Origin of the sequence: Martinezella rhizogenes, assembly GCF_000799715.1 — a bacterium.
Classification (GTDB): Bacteria; Pseudomonadota; Alphaproteobacteria; order Rhizobiales; family Rhizobiaceae; genus Rhizobium; species Rhizobium rhizogenes_C.
On record NZ_JUHG01000014.1, the window covers coordinates 89201 to 107283 of the forward strand.

At 61.6% G+C, this 18083-nt stretch carries 21 protein-coding genes and 1 tRNA gene; 12 read left to right on the plus strand and 10 right to left on the minus strand.

Features of this window, described 5'->3' with window-relative positions; translation table 11 throughout:
• Positions 1–59: 59 nt before the first annotated feature.
• Positions 60–1166, minus strand: a complete 1107-nt coding sequence (locus EX00_RS17895) for an aldo/keto reductase (protein ID WP_047460699.1) — start codon at positions 1164–1166, stop codon at positions 60–62.
• Positions 1167–1302: 136 nt separating this feature from the next.
• Between EX00_RS17895 and EX00_RS17900 the strand changes: the two genes are divergently transcribed.
• On the plus strand, positions 1303–2220 hold the full coding sequence (locus tag EX00_RS17900) for a LysR family transcriptional regulator (protein WP_047460701.1): 918 nt from the start codon (positions 1303–1305) through the stop codon (positions 2218–2220).
• 54 nt (positions 2221–2274) lie between these two features.
• The gene (locus EX00_RS17905) at positions 2275–2862 is read left to right on the plus strand and encodes an isochorismatase family protein (RefSeq protein WP_047460706.1); all 588 of its coding nucleotides are present in this window, start codon (positions 2275–2277) and stop codon (positions 2860–2862) included.
• A 62-nt stretch (positions 2863–2924) separates the two neighbouring features.
• On the opposite strand, the gene EX00_RS17910 is transcribed toward EX00_RS17905, so the two are convergent.
• Entirely contained in the window at positions 2925–3836 is a 912-nt protein-coding gene (locus tag EX00_RS17910) for a LysR family transcriptional regulator (RefSeq protein WP_047461830.1), read from the minus strand.
• Positions 3837–3935: 99 nt separating this feature from the next.
• Between EX00_RS17910 and EX00_RS17915 the strand changes: the two genes are divergently transcribed.
• On the plus strand, positions 3936–4673 hold the full coding sequence (locus tag EX00_RS17915; protein ID WP_047461833.1) for an SDR family NAD(P)-dependent oxidoreductase: 738 nt from the start codon (positions 3936–3938) through the stop codon (positions 4671–4673).
• 139 nt (positions 4674–4812) lie between these two features.
• On the opposite strand, the gene EX00_RS17920 is transcribed toward EX00_RS17915, so the two are convergent.
• Positions 4813–4902: transfer RNA gene (locus tag EX00_RS17920), tRNA-Ser, on the minus strand.
• A gap of 233 nt (positions 4903–5135) precedes the next feature.
• On the opposite strand from EX00_RS17920, the gene EX00_RS17925 reads away from it, so the two are divergent.
• A complete protein-coding gene (locus EX00_RS17925) occupies positions 5136–5453 on the plus strand; it encodes a hypothetical protein (protein ID WP_047460708.1) in 318 nt (105 codons plus the stop codon).
• On the opposite strand, the gene EX00_RS17930 is transcribed toward EX00_RS17925, so the two are convergent.
• Complete coding sequence (locus EX00_RS17930) at positions 5450–5731, minus strand: hypothetical protein (protein WP_047460710.1); 282 nt, start codon at positions 5729–5731, stop codon at positions 5450–5452. The genes EX00_RS17925 and EX00_RS17930 overlap by 4 nt on opposite strands.
• A gap of 59 nt (positions 5732–5790) precedes the next feature.
• Here EX00_RS17930 and EX00_RS17935 point away from each other — a divergent pair, with 59 nt between their 5' ends.
• From EX00_RS17935 to deoA, 8 genes are all read left to right on the plus strand, one after another.
• Complete coding sequence (locus EX00_RS17935) at positions 5791–6786, plus strand: BMP family lipoprotein (protein ID WP_047460713.1); 996 nt, start codon at positions 5791–5793, stop codon at positions 6784–6786.
• Between the two features lie 80 nt (positions 6787–6866).
• Positions 6867–8378: an ABC transporter ATP-binding protein gene (locus tag EX00_RS17940; protein WP_047460716.1), complete on the plus strand. Its 1512-nt coding sequence runs from the start codon at positions 6867–6869 to the stop codon at positions 8376–8378.
• Positions 8379–8385: 7 nt separating this feature from the next.
• Positions 8386–9489 carry an ABC transporter permease gene (locus tag EX00_RS17945; RefSeq protein ID WP_047461835.1) on the plus strand — a complete coding sequence of 368 codons (1104 nt, stop codon included), beginning with the start codon at positions 8386–8388 and terminating at the stop codon, positions 9487–9489.
• Positions 9490–9499: 10 nt separating this feature from the next.
• Entirely contained in the window at positions 9500–10471 is a 972-nt protein-coding gene (locus EX00_RS17950) for an ABC transporter permease (protein ID WP_047460720.1), read from the plus strand.
• A 3-nt stretch (positions 10472–10474) separates the two neighbouring features.
• Positions 10475–10867 carry a cytidine deaminase gene (locus EX00_RS17955; RefSeq protein ID WP_047460722.1) on the plus strand — a complete coding sequence of 131 codons (393 nt, stop codon included), beginning with the start codon at positions 10475–10477 and terminating at the stop codon, positions 10865–10867.
• Entirely contained in the window at positions 10864–11664 is an 801-nt protein-coding gene (locus EX00_RS17960) for a purine-nucleoside phosphorylase (RefSeq protein ID WP_047460725.1), read from the plus strand. The genes EX00_RS17955 and EX00_RS17960 overlap by 4 nt, the downstream gene beginning before the upstream one ends.
• Positions 11665–11666: 2 nt before the next feature.
• Positions 11667–12440: a deoxyribose-phosphate aldolase gene (gene deoC / locus EX00_RS17965; protein WP_047460728.1), complete on the plus strand. Its 774-nt coding sequence runs from the start codon at positions 11667–11669 to the stop codon at positions 12438–12440.
• Between the two features lie 4 nt (positions 12441–12444).
• Positions 12445–13752, plus strand: a complete 1308-nt coding sequence (deoA, locus tag EX00_RS17970) for a thymidine phosphorylase (RefSeq protein ID WP_047460731.1) — start codon at positions 12445–12447, stop codon at positions 13750–13752.
• A 5-nt stretch (positions 13753–13757) separates the two neighbouring features.
• Here the strand turns inward: deoA and EX00_RS17975 are convergent, their stop codons facing one another.
• The 6 genes from EX00_RS17975 to EX00_RS18000 form a co-directional block, all read right to left on the minus strand.
• Positions 13758–14285, minus strand: a complete 528-nt coding sequence (locus tag EX00_RS17975) for a TIGR02281 family clan AA aspartic protease (protein ID WP_047460734.1) — start codon at positions 14283–14285, stop codon at positions 13758–13760.
• 147 nt (positions 14286–14432) lie between these two features.
• Positions 14433–15062, minus strand: coding sequence for a uracil phosphoribosyltransferase (upp, locus tag EX00_RS17980; RefSeq protein WP_012650768.1), 630 nt, complete (start codon positions 15060–15062; stop codon positions 14433–14435).
• A gap of 102 nt (positions 15063–15164) precedes the next feature.
• A complete protein-coding gene (locus tag EX00_RS17985) occupies positions 15165–15470 on the minus strand; it encodes a HigA family addiction module antitoxin (protein ID WP_047460739.1) in 306 nt (101 codons plus the stop codon).
• 8 nt (positions 15471–15478) lie between these two features.
• Complete coding sequence (locus EX00_RS17990; protein ID WP_047460742.1) at positions 15479–15775, minus strand: type II toxin-antitoxin system RelE/ParE family toxin; 297 nt, start codon at positions 15773–15775, stop codon at positions 15479–15481.
• A gap of 65 nt (positions 15776–15840) precedes the next feature.
• A complete protein-coding gene (locus EX00_RS17995; RefSeq protein ID WP_047460745.1) occupies positions 15841–16812 on the minus strand; it encodes an adenosine deaminase in 972 nt (323 codons plus the stop codon).
• A complete protein-coding gene (locus tag EX00_RS18000; protein ID WP_047460748.1) occupies positions 16809–18029 on the minus strand; it encodes a phosphopentomutase in 1221 nt (406 codons plus the stop codon). The genes EX00_RS17995 and EX00_RS18000 overlap by 4 nt, the downstream gene beginning before the upstream one ends.
• Between the last annotated feature and the right edge of the window lie 54 nt (positions 18030–18083).

Here is an 18083-nt window from a genome sequence, read left to right on the forward strand (position 1 = left end):
CGGCTTGACGCCTCTGCCGATCCTGCACCCTCGATGTCGCATCGATGCCGACTCTTTCGTCAGCTCACGCCCGCAAAACCTCCCGACAGTGTCAGGTCGGGAAAATAGCTCGCCGGTTTGTATCCGACCGTCTTTCCACCCGTCAGACCTCCCTGGATTTCCGACCCGAAGAAGGAATAGGGGAATGTCGGCGGCAGGGCGCTGGCCTCGTCGAGACGGCGGCGCAGTTCGAGCGGAATCTCGAACTCCAGTGCGCCGAGATTGTCCTTGAGCTGGTCCAGCCTGGTGGCGCCGAGGATGACCGAGGCGACGCCCGGCTGTGTCATCACCCAATTCACGGCCACCTGAGCCATGCTGCGGCCAAGCGCGGCCGATATTTTTTCGAGTTCCGCGACGATCGCCCAATTCCGCTCGGTGAATTTCTGGAAGCCGGGATTGCTTGTGCCGCGTACCGTCTCAAGCCGCCCACTGACCTGTTCCCTGGAGTCGGACCGGTATTTTCCGCTGAGAAAACCGCTTGCCAGCGGGCTCCACACCATGACGCCGGTGCCGTAGCGGGTGCCGAACGGAACGAATTCCTGCTCGATATTGCGCTCGGCCAGGGAGTATTCCATCTGTAGCGCCGAGACCGGCTCGTAGCCCCGGTGTTCGGCCACGGCCTGCGCGCGGCTGGCATACCAGGCCGGTACGTCGGAAAGGCCGACATGCAGAACTTTCCCGGAGCGGACGAGATCGTCGAGCGTACGCATGACCTCTTCGGGCGGCGTCAGCCGGTCCCAGCAATGCAGCAAATAGAGGTCGATATGGTCGGTGTTCAGCCGCTTCAGCGAGCCTTCGACCGCGCGCAGAATGTTTTTGCGTCCGTTGCCGGCGGTGTTTGGATTGTTGCCGGAGATGTTCATGCTGAACTTGGTCGCGATCACGGCCTCGTCACGCAGGCCGCGCTCGGTGATGAATTCGCCCAACCACGCTTCCGATGTCCCGCCCGTATAGGCGTCGGCCGTATCAAAGAAATTACCGCCGGCCTCGACATAGGCGTCGAACATGGCGCGGGCGGTGTCCTTGTCCGCGCCCCAGCCCCATTCCGTGCCGAAGGTCATGGTGCCGAGCGCAAGCTGCGGCACCTTCAGGCCGCTATTGCCGAGTGTGTAGTAGGTCATGCCCATGGGTTTGATCCTCGCTTGTCGATCTCGTTGGCGCGGCAGGTTCTCCTGCGTCGCGGTTCGCCAGGCTAGGATGCGTAAAAAGCATCTATTCGATAAGATCGTTTATTCTGCATGCAGTCTGCGATATCATTCATGAATGGATCGCGATCTGCTTGCCCATCTGCCGGTTATCGTTGCCGTGGCGCGACGCGGCGGCTTTGCCGCCGCTGCCGCGGAACTCGGCATGAGCCCGTCGGCGGTCAGCCATGCCGTGCGGCTGGTGGAGGAGCGCCTGGGCCAGCCGCTATTTGCGCGCACGACCCGTAGCGTCGCGCTGACGGATGCGGGCCGAAGCCTCGTCGGCACACTGGCTCCGGCCTTGCAGGATATTCATGAGCGGATGGAGCGCATCCGCGCGGTCAAGGGACGACCCAGCGGCCTGCTCAGGATCAATGCCGCGCGGATATCCCTGCCGCTCGCCGTAACCCCGATCGTCGCTTTGATGGCGGAGCGCTATCCCGATGTCGAGGTCGAGATATTCTCCGATGAGCGCCTGACCGATATCGTCTCCGAAGGTTTCGATGCCGGAATTCGCATTGGCGAGATGATCGCGCAGGACATGGTGGCTGTGCGGCTGACACCGCCGTTCCGGTCCATCGTGGTCGCCTCGCCGGGCTATATCGGTAGCCACGGTCGCCCGATGAATCTCACGGATCTTTCGCAACACAATTGCATCGGCTACCGGCTCATCCGTTCCGGCGGGCTCTATCAGTGGGACTTCGTCCAGGATGGTCGCGATGTGGCGGTGGCGGTACGAGGGTCGGCGATCGTCACGGAATCGCACTCGGCCGTCGAACTGGCGCTGGCCGGTGTCGGCCTCGCCTATGTGTTCGAGCCGCTGGTAAAGGCCGATATTGCCGCCGGCCGGCTCATTCAGGTTCTGGACCCTTACGCCGTCACCGAGGATGGCCTCTTCCTCTATTTCCCCCGTCGTGCCGAACTGGCGCCGAAGCTCAGGGCTTTCATCGACACCGCCCGGAGCGTCGGCCGCGCAGTCCCCCTTGCGGACATCTGACCGGAACCACAACTCCCCAATAACTTCAAACAGCGACGATGGACTAAGCGATTGATGGAGAAGATGCAGGCAAGCCAGGCCGAGGTAGTTGACGCTCTGATCGTGGTCGATGTCCAGAATGCCTTCGTGACGGGGCCGGATGCTGTCCCCGGGCATGCCCGGCTCGTCGCGATGGTGGAGGTTTTGCTCGCCCAAGCCCGATCCGCCGGCGCGCCGGTAATCTTCCTTCAGAACGACGGCCCGCCGGGTGCTATGGACGAGCCGTCCCGGCCCGGATGGGCATTGTACTTTTCTCCCCGCTCGCACGAGACGGTGGTGAGGAAGGCGCGGGACGACGGGTTCGATGGCACGGACCTCGATGGGATTCTCACAGCGCTCGGCGTGCGCAACATCGCGATCTGCGGTGTGCTCTCCGAAATGTGCGTGGCGGCAACCGCGCGGGAAGCCATGCGGCTTGGCTATGGCGTGCTCCTGCCGCATGACGCGCATGCCACATATGACGTTCCCGCCGGACCGGGCTCGGAGAGCGTGCCCGCGGCAATGGCGGCCAGGGCGGCGGAATGGTCGCTCGGCGATGAGATCCGGATCTGCGCGTCAGCTCACGAGGTTCGCTTTGTTGCGCGCAATGATGCCGGGCAATAAGGGCGCCGGCGGGTCTGTCATGCTCTTGATCGCTCTCTAGGTTATGGCTAGCTGACGTAACCCTATAGTCCTCCGACGGCGCGTTTCCCCGCTCGGATAAAGGCCTCCAGAGCGGGAAGATTATTGCCTTTCCGCCAGGCAAGCGCGGTTTCGTAGGGAACTGGAGCGCCGGTGCCGCAGAGCTCCCGAAAAACCACGCCTTCGCGGGGTGTCCCGCTGAATAGGCTGGGAACCAGAGCGACCCCGAGGTCCGCCGCGACGAGGCCGATAATGGTTTCCATCTGGACCGCACGCTGGGTGACCCGTGGCGTAAAGCCGGCCTCAGAGCAGGCTCTGAGAATGGTCTCATGAAGGCCAGGCCCTTCGCCGGCCGGAAAGAGAATCCAGGGCTGGTCGGCAAGTGCGGCCAGAGCAAGCGGAGTATCGGCCGCGTTAGCCAGCGGATGGCCAGCGGGGATGGCTGCAACCAGATGGCTCTCGACCATCGACTGCGTCACGATGCGATGCTCGACGCCGGAAGGAAGGGGCAGAGCGACGATGCCGATATCCATGCGGTCGTCCAGAAGCGCCGCAACCTGTCGAGCCGTAGGAGCCTCCTCAAGTTCCAGCGCAACGGCTGGGTATTGCTCCCGGAACGTGGCGATGAGGATCGGCAATAGCTGCCGCACGGCGCTGGCGACAAATCCGATACGGAGCGATCCGATCTCTCCGGCCCCCGCGCGTTGCGTGAGGATGACCGCCCGTTCGGTCTGGGCAATTGTTCTCTGGGCTTCTTCGCGTAAAACCTCGCCCGCCGCCGTCAGGCAGGTGATCCGGTTCGTGCGCTCGAATAGCCGAACGCCGATCGTCTCCTCCATGTGCCGGATCGCCGCGGTCAATGGCGGCTGCGCCATGTTGAGGCGCTCCGCCGCCCGCCGGAAACTCATGGTTTCGGCAACGGCAAGAAACTGCTGAAACTGGCGCAGGCTAAGCATGCGATACACTTAACATATCACATAGGCAGATCAACGGTATTGGACATATCGCGACCCTGCTCTCATCTTGAAGACTTCGTTCAGTGCATGGGATTCAAGATGATGAAAGATAGAAAGATTGCAGTTGTAACAGGCGGAGCCAGTGGCATCGGTTTTGGTATCGCGGAAGCGCTGGTGCGGGCTGGTTACGATATCGTCCTGATCGGTCGGAACGAGGATCGCCTCCGCAATGCTGCGGAAAAGCTCGGCCCGGCGTGCTCGTGGCGGCGAGCGGACGTGGGACGGCGCAACGAGGTGCAGGCTGCGCTGTCGGGCCTTGATCACGTCGATGTTCTGGTGAATGCAGCGGGATTTGTTCGCAGTGTCAGTCTTGCGACACCGGCTGAGGAAGCCGAGGCAAACTGGGATGCTGTCATTGACGCCAATCTCAAGGGTAGTTTTCTGATGACGCGGGTAGTGGCCCCCTTGCTCGCAAGCCCCGGCGGCCGTGTCATTAACATCAGTTCGATTGGTGCCCAGACCGGCGGTAGCAGGCCGGGCAGCCTCGCTTACGCCGCGGCGAAATCCGGCCTGCACGGTTTGACCTATGCGCTGGCGCGCGAGCTGGCGCCGCGCGGGATCACCACGAACGTCGTTGCGCCAGGCTTCATCGCAGACACGGGTTTCACCGGCGCCTGGCCGGAAGAACGCATAGCGGCGATCGTCGCCGAGACGCCAATGGGACGGCCGGGCGCGCCGGCTGACATTGCCGGAGCCGTGCTCTGGCTCGCGTCGCCGGCCGGCTCCTTCGTCACCGGGGCGGTCGTTCCGGTCAATGGCGGATGGCGAATTGGCTGAGGTCGATGCGTGGCACCGTCCTTTGTTCTCGTGTTCTCGCGAGCCTGCTCGGGCCTTTGAATCAAATTGTGGTTGCCGCTCAAAGACACCTTGGGAGCGGCAGCTATTCTTCATATCAGGGAATGAAAAGCCATAGAGATGGCGGACAAGGTGGGATTCGAACCCACGGTACGCTTTCACGCACACACGCGTTCCAGGCGTGCGCCTTAAACCACTCGGCCACCTGTCCATCTGCACTTTCGCATCCGATGAAGGAGCTATTGTGGGAACGGCGCGATATATACCGATGAATTTTCTGGGATCAACCCAAATCTGACAGTTTTTTGACTTCTGGGCAGAAAACTATGCGCTTCTCCTCCATTGCACTTGTTTCGCGCGCAACTTATCTAAAGAAAAAGACGGAGAAGAATACGATTGGCCAGTGATGAATGGCCGACGTTGGTTGAGTATCGGGAGGAGTTCATGCGTTTCCTGTTGCGTTTTGCGAGCCTCGTTGCGCTGGTCGTTGCCGTGGTTGCCGGCACCATCGATTCCATACAGTCAGTGGCTGCCTCGGCCGTTGTGATGACGCCGATGGGGGATGCCTGGAAGGATGTCAGCCCGTCTTCGCTTGCCACCGTCCAGTCGCTGATCTCCTATTATATTCATCCGCGTCTCTACGATCTGGCCATGCAATGGCTGTTGTTCCAGCCGGCTTTCGCGGTCTTCCTGGTGCTGTCGCTGCTTCTGTGGATGGTTGCCTACAAGAGGTCGCCGGTTGCCGGGCGTTTCAGCGTCTAGGGCTGTTTGCCGCCTCCCTCGAAAATGATGCCGGCTATGCAATTTGGTGGCATCCGGAGGCCCCCGGAGGGGCTGTCATCATCCTCCATTGCCGCTTTGTTGGCTAATAAAATCGCAGTTCGGGAGTGGAATTGTCCAAAAAACAGCCCCTTTGAGCGGGCTTTTGGCAATTCCCACAAATCTTTACCAACTGAAAAATTTCTGGTGAATTTTTCATGCAGCCATGCAAGGATGCGCGCCAGCTTGGCCTCGGGGGAGGCCGGCGGTTCCGCAGACATGTCCGGTCAACGGGCTTGCGGGAGGACCCAACAAGATAGAAACAACAGGGCTGCAACTCATGAAAAAATCCCTTTTGACGCTTTTCGCCTTGGCTGCCATGTCGGCAACGGCGCTTGCGGCCGATATCAAGCCGGCGATCGTCTACGGCACCGGCGGCAAGTTCGACAAGTCCTTCAACGAGGCGGCCTATAGCGGTGCCGAAAAGTTCAAGAAGGAAACCGGCATCGCCTATCGTGACTTCGAGCCGACCGGCGACACCCAGGGCGAACAGGCGCTGCGCAACTTCGCCAGCAAGGGTTTCAACCCTGTTATCGCCGTTTCCTTCGCCTGGACGTCTGCTCTGCAGAAGGTTGCAGCCGAATATCCGAAGACCGAATTCGTCCTGATCGACGACAGTCTTGATCTGCCGAACGTTCGCTCCGTCAAGTTCAAGGAAAATGAGGGCTCGTACCTTGCCGGCGTCATGGCTGCCATGGCGTCGAAGACCGGCAAGATCGGCTTCGTCGGCGGCATGGACATTCCGCTGATCCGCAAGTTCGAATGTGGTTATGAGCAGGGCGCCCGCGCCGCCAATCCGAAGATCGAAGTCTTCCAGAACATGACCGGCACCACCGGTGCTGCCTGGAATGACCCGGTTCGCGGCGGTGAGCTCACCAAGAACCAGATCGATCAGGGCGCGGATGTGATCTACGCGGCTGCCGGCGCCACTGGCCTCGGCGTGCTGCAGACGGCCGCCGACAACAAGAAGCTTTCCGTCGGCGTCGATAGCAACCAGAACTACCTGCACCCGGGTTCGGTTCTGACCTCCGTCGTCAAGCGCGTCGATCTCGCGGTCTATAACGCCTTCACCGACGCCAAGGCCGGCAAGTTCACTCCCGGCACGCTGGAACTCGGCCTCAAGGAAGAGGGCGTCGGCGCTGCCATGGACGACAACAACAAGCCGCTCGTCACGCCGGAAATCAAGGCCGCCGTCGACAAGGCGACCGCCGACATCATTGCCGGCACGGTCAAGGTGCACGACTACACGACCGACAACGCCTGCCCGAAGAGCTGATATGAAATTAGGGCGTATGACGGCATCAAAACGTCATACGCCCTTTTCTTATCCGGAATTCTGATTTCTGGAGCCGTGTAGTGAGCCAATCGCCTGCCATCGAACTTGTGGGCATCGACAAGAAGTTCGGTGCCGTCCATGCCAATAAAGACATTAACCTGACCGTTTCCAAAGGTTCGATCCATGGGATCATCGGCGAGAACGGTGCCGGAAAGTCGACTCTGATGTCGATCATCTACGGCTTCTATCATGCCGATAGCGGCGAGATTCGCGTCAACGGCAATCCCATCGCCATCCGTGACAGCCAGGCGGCCATCGCCGCCGGCATCGGCATGGTGCACCAGCACTTCATGCTGGTCGATAATTTTTCCGTGCTGGAAAACGTCATGCTTGGCGCCGAGGGCGGCGCGCTCCTGGCCAAGGGTGTGGCTGCCGCGCGCACCGAGCTTCGGCGGCTGGAGACGGATTATGGTCTGGACGTCGATCCTGACGCCCTGATCGAGGAGCTTCCCGTCGGCCAGCAACAGCGGGTCGAGATCCTGAAGGCCATGTATCGCGGCGCCGAGATCCTGATCCTCGACGAACCCACAGGCGTGTTGACGCCCGCCGAGGCCGATAACCTGTTCCGGATCCTGCGCGTGCTGCGCGACCAGGGCAAGACGATCCTCCTCATTACCCATAAGCTGCGCGAGATCATGGCGATCACCGATACGGTATCGGTCATGCGCCGCGGCGAGATGGTCGCGACCCGCAAGACTGCTGAAACCACGGTCGAGGAACTGGCCGAGCTGATGGTCGGCCGCCGCGTGCTGCTGCGCGTCGAAAAAGGCACCGCCCATCCCGGCAATGTCCTGCTTTCGGTGCGTAACCTCACCGTCAAGGACGGACGCGGCGTCACCATGGTCGACAATGTCTCCTTCGACGTGCGCGCCGGCGAGATCGTCGGCATAGCCGGTGTTGCCGGCAACGGCCAGTCCGAGCTGCTGGAAGCGATCGCCGGCATCCGCAAGCCTGCCTCGGGCGAGATCTGTCTGCACGGCAAGCCGATCGGCACCGCCGATCCAGCGGCCCTGCGCGCCCTCGGCCTTGCCCATATCCCCGAAGATCGCCATCACATGGGTCTCGTCCTCAAGTTCGAGGAATATGAGAATTCGATGCTCGGCTATCACCGCGATGCCAAATATGGCAGGGCCGGCATGCTCGACCTCGACGCCATGCGCAAGGATGCCATGGAAAAGATCGAGAAATACGATATCCGCCCGCCGAACGCGCGGCTGAAAACCGCCAATTTCTCCGGCGGCAACCAGCAGAAGATCGTCGTCGCCCGTGAGATCGAGCGCGACCCGAAGGCCCTCTTGATCGGCCAGCCGACGCGCGGCGTCGATATCGGCGCCATCGAATTCATCCATCGCCGCATCATCGAGATGCGCGACGCCGGCAAGGCAATCCTGCTGGTCTCGGTGGAGCTGGATGAAATCCGCGCGCTTTCGGACCGCATCCTCGTCATGTTCGCCGGCCATGTCGTCGGCGAAAAAACGGCTGACGCCGGTGAACAGACACTCGGCCTGATGATGGCCGGAATTGCCGCGTGAGGCCTTGATGAGTACCGCATCCGTTCCGCTCCCCAATTGGATCAATTACGGCCTGATCCCCATCCTCAACCTGATCGTCGCCTTCCTGATTTCCGGCCTTGTCGTCTGGCTGATCGGCGAGAGCCCGCTCGATGCGCTGAACCTGCTCCTGCAGGGCGCGCTCGGCAGCGGCGAAGGCATCGGCTTTACGCTGTATTATGCCACGAGCTTCATCTTCACCGGCCTGTCGGTCGCCGTCGCCATCCATGCCGGCCTGTTCAACATCGGCTCGGAAGGCCAGGCCTATGTCGGCGGCCTCGGCTGCGCCCTCGTGGCGCTGGCGCTCGACAGATATGTGCCCTGGTATGTGACGATGCCCTTCGCGGTCATTGGTGCCGCCATCTTCGGCGCGCTCTGGGCCCTCATTCCCGCCTGGCTTCAGGCCAAGCGCGGCAGCCATGTCGTCATCACCACCATCATGTTCAACTTCATCGCCTCAGCGATGATGAACTTTATCCTGGTGCATGTGCTGATCGTGCCCGGCAAGATGGCGCCGGAAACCCGCACCTTCCTCGAGGGCGGCCAGCTTCCGAAGCTCGACTGGCTGATGAACATCTTCGGCTCGACCATTGGCGCTGCGCCGCTGAACGTCTCCTTCCTGATCGCGCTGGTGATGTGCTTCCTCGTCTGGGTGCTCGTCTGGCGTACCAAGCTCGGCTATGAAATGCGCACGCTCGGCCTCAGCCCGACGGCGGCCGTCTATGCCGGCATTCCCTATGCCCGCACCGTCGTCATCGCCATGCTGATTTCCGGCGGTCTTGCCGGCATGATGGCGCTCAATCCGGTCATGGGCTCCTCGGCTCGCTTGCAGGTCGAATTCGTGCTCGGCGCCGGTTTCGTCGGCATCGCCGTGTCGCTGATGGGGCGCAACCATCCCTTCGGCATCATTCTGGCGGCGATCCTGTTCGGCATTCTCTATCAGGGCGGCGATGCGCTGTCCTTCGACATGCCCAATATCACCCGTGACATGATCGTGGTGATCCAGGGTCTGGTCATCCTGTTTGCCGGCGCGCTCGAATATATGTTCCGGCCTGGGCTGGTGCGCATCTATCAAAAATTCGCCAGGACGTGAGGATCGGACGATGCAATATTATGATCTCCTCATCAGCATACTTGGCTCGACCGTTCGCCTGTCGATTCCACTGATCTTCACCGCGCTTGCCGGGCTGTTTTCCGAGCGCGCCGGCATTTTCGACATCGGCCTCGAAGGCAAGATGCTGGCGTCCGCCTTTGCCGCCGCTTGCGTGGCCTCCATCACCGGTTCCGCCTGGGCCGGACTTGGCGCGGGCATTGCCATATCGGTCGTCTTCGGCCTGCTGCACGGCTTCGCCTCCATCACCAATCGCGGCAACCAGATCGTCTCCGGCGTTGCCATCAACTTCCTGACCGCCGGCTTGACCATCGTGCTCGGACAGGCCTGGTTCGGCCAGGGCGGCCGCACGCCGACGCTGCCGGGCTCGGCGCGCTTCGCCTCGATCACGCTGCCCGGCGTCGATGCCATTCGTGGTGTGCCGTTCATCGGGCCGCTCTATGCCAATGTTATCTCCGGCAACAATATCCTCACCTATCTCGCCTTCCTCGCCGTGCCGATTTCCTGGTGGATCCTCTATCGCACTCGGTTCGGCCTGCGGCTGCGCGCTGTCGGTGAAAATCCGGGTGCCGTGGATACGGCCGGCATTTCCGTTGAATGGCTGCGCTATCGCTCGCTGATCGTCGCCGGCATTCTCTGCGGCTTCTCCGGAACCTATCTTGCCATCGCCCAGTCGGCCGCCTTTATCAACAACATGTCGGCGGGCAAGGGCTATATCGCGCTGGCGGCGCTGATTTTCGCCAAGTGGAAGCCGGTGCCGGTCATGTTCACCTGCCTGCTCTTCGGCTTCCTCGATGCCTTCGCCAATTTCATGCAGGGCAAGGCAGTTCCGGGCATCGGCGAGGTGCCGGTGCAGATTTTCCAGGCCTTGCCCTATATCCTCACCTGCATCCTGCTCGCAGGCTTCATCGGCGTCGCCAAGCCGCCAAAGGCGGGCGGCGTGCCCTATACCAAGGAGCGCTAGTCCATGTCGCATGATCTGTTCGAGGCCGCTCGCGGAGCGATGGCCTTTGCCCATGCCCCCTATTCGAAATTTCCCGTTGGCGCGGCGATCCGCGCCGAGGACGGCAAGATCTATGCCGGCGCCAATATCGAGAACCTGTCCTTCCCGCAGGGTTGGTGTGCCGAGCCGACCGCGATCAGCCAGATGATCATGGGCGGTGCCAAGAAGATCGTCGAAATGGCCGTCATCGCCGAGAAGCTGCCGCTCTGCCCGCCCTGCGGCGGTTGCCGGCAGAAAATCGCCGAATTTGCCACCAAGGAAACGCGCATCTATCTTTGCGACGAAACTGGCGTGAGGAAGACGATGACCATGGACGAGATGTTGCCCTTCAGCTTCGAAACTGAGTTACTGGGATGACCGCCGCCGTCGACATTCTGGCCGCAAAGCTCGGCGATCTCCAGCCTCGCTACGGCATCGTCCTCGGCTCCGGCCTGGGCTCGCTTGTGGATCAGGTGAAGGACGCCGTGCGCATTCCCTATGCGGACATCCCGGGCTTTCCGGTCAGCGCCGTTTCCGGCCATGCCGGCGCGCTGGTTGCCGGCCGTCTCGGCGATATCCCGATCATCATGCTGTCCGGCCGCGTGCATTACTATGAAAAGGGCGACGCCAACGCCATGCGCGTGCCGATCGAGACGCTGAAAGCTCTCGGCGTCGACACGCTGATCCTGACCAACTCGGCCGGATCGCTGCGCGAGGAGATGCCGCCGGGATCGGTGATGCAGATCACCGACCACATCAATTATTCCGGCATGAACCCGCTGATCGGCGAGGAAAGCGACAAGCGTTTCGTCGGCATGACCAGCGCATATGACAGCGATCTCATCATGCGCATGCGCAAGGCGGCGGAAAAGGCCGAAATCAAGCTGTCGCATGGCGTCTATATGTGGTTCTCCGGCCCGAGCTTCGAAACGCCGGCGGAAATCCGCATGGCGCGCATCCTCGGCGCCGATGCCGTTGGTATGTCGACGGTGCCGGAAGTCATTCTGGCGCGTCTTTTCGGTCTAAGGGTTGCCGCAGCCTCCGTCATCACTAACTATGGGGCTGGCATGACCGGCGCCGAGCTGACGCACGAGGAGACCAAGGACATGGCTCCGGTTGGCGGCGCCCGTCTAGCGGCCATCCTGACAGAAATGATTGCGGACGGAGGAAACTGACGATGACGAGCCATTCCCTGAGAGAAACGGCGGCCGTTGCGCTTTCCCTTCTCGATCTCACCAATCTCAAGGATGATTGCACGCCGGCCCAGATCGAGACGCTCTGCGACCGGGCGCAATCGCCCTTTGGCAACACCGCCGCTGTCTGCATCTGGCCGCGTTTCGTCGCCCAGGCGCGCGGTATCCTTGGCACAGACCATGCGGTGAAGATCGCGACCGTGGTGAATTTCCCGGCCGGCGACATGGAGGTGGCCGACGTTGCCGCCGAAGCGCGCGAGGCGATTGCCGACGGCGCCGACGAGATTGATCTCGTCATTCCCTATCGCGCGCTGCTTGATGGCAACGAGCTGGCCGTCACCGACATGGTCACGGCCGTCAAGGCGGAATGCACGGGGCCGGTGATCTTGAAGACCATTCTCGAAACTGGCGAACTCAAGGACGTGGCGCTGATCCAGCGCGCATCCGAACTGGCGATCGCTGCCGGCTCCGATTTCATCAAGACCTCCACCGGCAAGGTCGCCGTCAATGCGACGCTTGAAGCGGCCGACATCATGTTGCGGGCGATCCGCGACAGTGGCAGGAAAGTCGGCTTCAAGCCTGCCGGCGGTATCGGCTCCGTCGCCGACGCGGCTCTCTATTTGAGCCTTGCCGAGACCATCATGGCGCCGGACTGGGCCATGCCCTCGACTTTCCGTTTCGGTGCTTCGAGCCTGCTCGACGATATCCTCGGCGTGCTGGCCGGCGGACAATCCAAGACAGCGTCTTCAGGCTATTGAGGTCATGATCCCGCAGGAGATCATCCGGCTGAAGCGAAACGGCGGCATTCTTTCAGCCGCCGATATCGACAGCTTCATCGGAGCCCTGGCGCGTGGCGAACTGGCGGAAAGCCAGATCGGCGCCTTTGCCATGGCCGTCTGGTTTCGCGGCATGACGCGCGAGGAGACCGTGGCGCTGACGCTGGCCATGGCCGGCTCCGGCGACACGCTCTCCTGGTCCGGCATCGGCCGGCCGATCGCCGACAAGCATTCGACCGGTGGTGTCGGCGACAATGTTTCGCTGATGCTGGCCCCGATCGCCGCTGCCTGCGGCCTTGCCGTGCCGATGATTTCCGGTCGCGGCCTTGGCCATACCGGCGGTACGCTCGACAAATTGGAATCGATACCCGGCTACGGTATCACCCCGGATGCGGCGCGCTTCCGCAAGGTGGTGGACGACGTGGGCTGCGCCATCATCGGCCAGACCGGAGCCCTGGCGCCTGCCGACGGCAAGCTCTATGCCGTGCGCGATGTCACCGCCACCGTCGATTCCGTGCCGTTGATTACGGCTTCGATCCTGTCGAAGAAGCTGGCGGCCGGGCTCGAAACGCTGGTGCTGGACGTCAAGATCGGCAGCGGCGCCTTCATGACGTCGGCGGAGGAGGCCGAGACGCTGGCCCGCTCTTTGGTCGAGGTGGCGAACGGGGCGGGAGTGAAGACCTCGGCGCTGATCACCGATATGAACCAGCCGCTCGCCGATGCTGCCGGTAATGTCGTCGAACTCTACAATTGCCTGGATTTCCTGAAGGGCGGCAAGGCAGGCACGCGGCTGGAAACGGTCGTACTGGCCTTCGCTGCCGAGATGCTGACGCAGGCGGGGATCGCGAAGACACTTGCCGAGGCAGAAGCCAGTGCGCGTAACGTGCTGTCCTCCGGCAAAGCGGCAGTCCTGTTCGGCCGCATGGTTTACGGCCTCGGTGGTCCGGCTGATCTTATGGAGAATCCGGCTAAATATTTGCTTGGGGCGCCGGTGCAAACGCCGGTTCTTGCCGGTTCGGATGGCTGGCTTGCTGCCTGCGATGCCCGCGCCATCGGTCTGGGTGTCATCGATCTCGGCGGCGGCCGTCGTCGTCCGCAGGACAAGATCGACCATCGTGTCGGCTTCAGCGATATCTTGCCGCTTGGAGTGAAGGTGAGCAAAGGCGACCGTATCGCCACCGTTCACGCGGCCGATGACGCAAGTGCCGAAAAGGCCGCAGCCGACCTCGCCGCAAACTATCGCATCGCGGATACCGCTCCCGTTCTGCCGCCGGTGATCGTTTCGCGGATCTGACGGGGTTACTGCGTCAGGCGTAGCGAGCCGTTTTCGACGCCGTAAGAATTCAGCTTTTTGAGAAAACTCATGCCGATCAGCGTCGTGTTCAATGCGCCATCCTTCGAGACCACGGCATCGACATCACGAACCCTGATCGTGCCGATCTCAAGACGATCGAGCTTGACGAGCGCCACCTTGGACGGGCCGTTGGCGGTCTGGGTGGTGTAGCGATAATCGAGGTCGCTGCCGCTGATACCGAGACGGCGCGCCGTGCTCTCGTTGATCGCCACATAGGTCGCGCCGGTATCGATCATGCCTTGCACCGGTCGGCCATTGATCTTGAAGTCGCCCTGATAGTGACCGCCCGCGCCGGCAGGCAGCAGGACACTGCCATGCGACAAGCTCACTACCGAGACCTGTTGTCCGGAAGAAGGTGTAGTGACGGCAGGCGCCGGGTTTTCGTCGGTGGCGGTTTGCATGGTCAGCAATGCCGGCACCTGCGTGGCCGCCACGGCGATGATACCGGCAAAAACAAGGACGCGAACGAGCATCGGCGGAAATCCTTCCCATGGACTCGCCATGCCGAGCCCATCGATCCCCACCGTTTAAATCAGCTTTGCTGACAGGCCGCTAAACAGATCAATAAAAAGCCCGGCAGTTGGACACTGCCGGGCTAAAAACAAAGAGAGAGGCTGGATTTACTTCGTGCCGTACATACGGTCTCCAGCATCACCGAGGCCGGGGACGATATAGCCCAGTTCATTCAGATGGCTGTCGATCGCCGCGGTGAAGACCGGTACGTCCGGATGCGCCGCGCGGAAATTGGCAATGCCTTCGGGGGCTGCGAGCAGGCAGAGGAAGCGGATATTATGGGCGCCGCGCTCCTTCAGCTTGTCGATAGCGGCGATCGAGGAGTTGCCGGTCGCCAGCATCGGGTCGACGACGATGATCAGGCGCTCGGAAATATCCTCCGGCGCCTTGAAGTAATATTCGACCGGCTGCAGCGTCTCATGATCGCGGTAGACACCGATATGCGACACGCGGGCGGAGGGAACCAGATCCAGCATGCCTTCGAGCAAGCCGTTGCCGGCGCGCAGGATCGAGGCGAAGACCAGCTTCTTGCCTTCAAGGATCGGCGATTCCATGGGCTGCAGCGGCGTTTCGATGGTCTCCATCGTCATTTCCAGATCGCGCGTCACCTCGTAACAGAGCAGCGTCGAAATCTCGCGCAGCAGCCGGCGGAAACTTCCCGTCGACGTCTCCTTCTTGCGCATGATTGTGAGCTTGTGCTGCACAAGCGGATGATCGATGACAGTGACGCCGTCCATGGTTTCAGCCTTCCAGTAGTTCCGTGATGTGAGATGTTTCTTTCACGGAAATTGTCTCTGGTGCAAGGAAATAGGGCCAATGGGCCTGTTTCATCCCCAAACTCATGCCGCCGACAGCGGGCGGGCGCGTTCGACCCGCTCGCGTTCGTGGGGAGAATGCATCACGTCCCACAGGTCATTACGCCGTTGCACGTTCAGCCAGAACTCCGGGCTGTTGCCGAACACGCGGGCAAGGATTAGCGCCGTCGCCGCAGTCACGCTGCGGCGATTGTTGCACAGTTCGTTCACATGCTTTCGCTGCACGCCCATGGCCTCGGCCAATGCGCTTTGCGTCAGTTCCATGGGCTCCATGAATTCCTCGACCAGTATTTCGCCGACGCTTGCCGGCTTACGCTTTGTCATCAACATGGTTCACCTCATCGATAGCTATGGTCGTCCAGATAGATGTCGGCCGCTTCGCCATGGCTGCTGTCCCAACGGAAGATAAGCCGCCACTGCTTGTTAACGCGGATAGAGCAAAAGCCTTCGAGATTGCCCCGCAATTTTTCGAAATGATTGCTGGGCGGGATTCGCAAATCCTGATCCGTCGTTGCATCGTCGATCATTTGGAGCTTGCGAAATAGCCGGTTATCCAGACTGGCTGGTATTTTCTTCGAGTACACATCATCGACGAAGAAATTACGCAGCCAATCATCCCGAAAGCTTACGATCATTCTCCATCCTCAATTTTGAGGTAGTGTACCGCTCTATGGGACAGATTTCAATCCTGATCTCTTAGTTAACCCAATTTTGCCAGTAACGCCGCCCGCGTCGCCTCGTCCACGAAAGCCGCCTCGATCGCCGTGCGGGTCATGGCATCGATCTCGTCGTCGCTGAAGCCGAAAGCTGATGATGCCAGTTCGTATTCGCGCTTCAGCGAGGTGTGGAAGAAGGGCGGGTCGTCCGAACTGATGGTGACGCGGACGCCGGCGTCGCGCAGCTTGCGCAGCGGGTGCGAGGGGAAATCCGGGAAGACGTTGAGGGCGATGTTCGAGCCGGGGCAGACCTCCAGCACCGTGCCGAGATCTGCAAGGCGCTTGACCAGATCGACATCCTCGATGGCGCGGACGCCATGGCCGATACGATCGGGGCGGACGAGATCGACCGCATCGACGACGCTGAAGGCGCCGCAGACTTCGCCGGCATGGATGGTCAGCCCGAGGCCGGCCTCGCGAGCGATGTCGAAGGCGCGGGCATAATCGGCAACCCGGCCCATGCGTTCCTCGCCGGCCATATTGAAGCCCGTGATCAGCGGATTATCGCTTCTGGCGGCATATTCGGCCGCCTTGATGACACGCTCCGGTCCGAAGTGGCGTTCGCCGGTGACGATCAGCCGTGCCTCGATGCCGCTCTTTTCCCTGGCGGCGCGGATGCCCGCCGAGACGCCTGCCATATAGGCATCGGCGCCAAGCCCGATGCGGTCGCCATGATCGGGCGAGACGATCAGCTCGCTATAGATCGTGCCGATACCGGCAAGCTCTTCCAGATAGGTCTCGGTCAACAGCGCATAGTCTTCCTCGGTACGATAGACCTCGGAGACCTTGTCGTAGCAGACCAGAAATTCGGCGAAATCCTTCCAGAGATAGACACCGTCGCGCAGGAAGGCGCTGGTATCGACATTGTATTTTCGCGCCTGCGCAAGCGTCAGCGCCGGGGGAGCCGCACCCTCCAGATGGCAGTGCAGCTCGACCTTCTTCAAATGCGATGTCACAGAAAACTCCTCCCATGCGGCCCCGCCGCAATGCCCAGATGGCGTGCAATGGTTTCGCCGATATCGGCATAGGTCTCTCGAATGCCGATCGAGCGCGGTCGGATGCCGAGTTCGTAAGCGATAATGGGCACCCGCTCGCGCGTATGATCGCTGCCGCGCCAGGTCGGATCGCAGCCATGATCGGCAGTCAGGATGAGGAGATCGCCGGGTTTCAGCTTCCTGTGCACCTCGACCAGCCGCGCATCGAAGGCTTCAAGCGCCGCCGCATAGCCGGCCACGTCGCGGCGATGGCCATAGACCATGTCGAAATCGACAAAATTGGTGAAGACGAGATCGCCGTCGGCTGCCTCGTCCATGGTTTTCAGCGTCGCGTCCATCAGCTTCATGTTGCCGTTGGCCTTGATGACCCTGGAGATGCCCTGATGGGCGAAGATGTCGCCGATCTTGCCAACCGCATGCACGTTGCGTTCGGCCGCAACCAGCCGGTCGAGCAGGGTCGGCTCCGGCGGCTGCACGGAGAAATCGCGACGATTGCCGGTACGCTCGAAACTCGCCGGCGTCTCGCCGATAAAGGGGCGAGCGATGACGCGGCCGATATTATACCGGTCGAGCAGGGTGCGGACGATCTGACAGAGGGAGATCAGCCGCTCCAGGCCGAAATGCTGTTCATGCGCGGCGATCTGGAAGACGGAGTCGGAGGAGGTGTAGCAGATCGGCTTGCCGCTGCGGATATGTTCCTCGCCATACCTGGCGATGATCTCGGTTCCCGACGCATGACAATTGCCGAGAATGCCGGGGAGATCGGCAGCCTTGCAGATCGCCTCCACCAGCTCCGGTGGGAAGGCATCGCCTTCGGTGGGGAAATAGCCCCAGTCGAACGTGACGGGCGTGCCGGCGATTTCCCAATGGCCCGATGGCGTGTCTTTGCCGCGCGAGACCTCGTTGGCGCAGCCATAGAGGCCGTAAAGCTTCTCCGGCGGCGACATGCCCTCCGGATAGCGGCCCGTCGCCGCCTTGGCGATCTCCAGCAGCCCGAGGCCCGACATAATCGGCAGCGACAGCGGGCCGGCGCGCAGGCCCTCGCGGTCGGCGGCACCCGCCGCGCAGAATTCGGCGATATGCCCGAGCGTATCGGCGCCCTCGTCGCCATAGGTTGCCGCATCCGGGCCGCCGCCGACGCCGAAGGAGTCCAGAACGAAGAGAAATGCGCGCGCCATGGGTCACCCGATAAGATTGCTCGGCGCCCCGGCATTCTCCGTCAGGCGCATTGG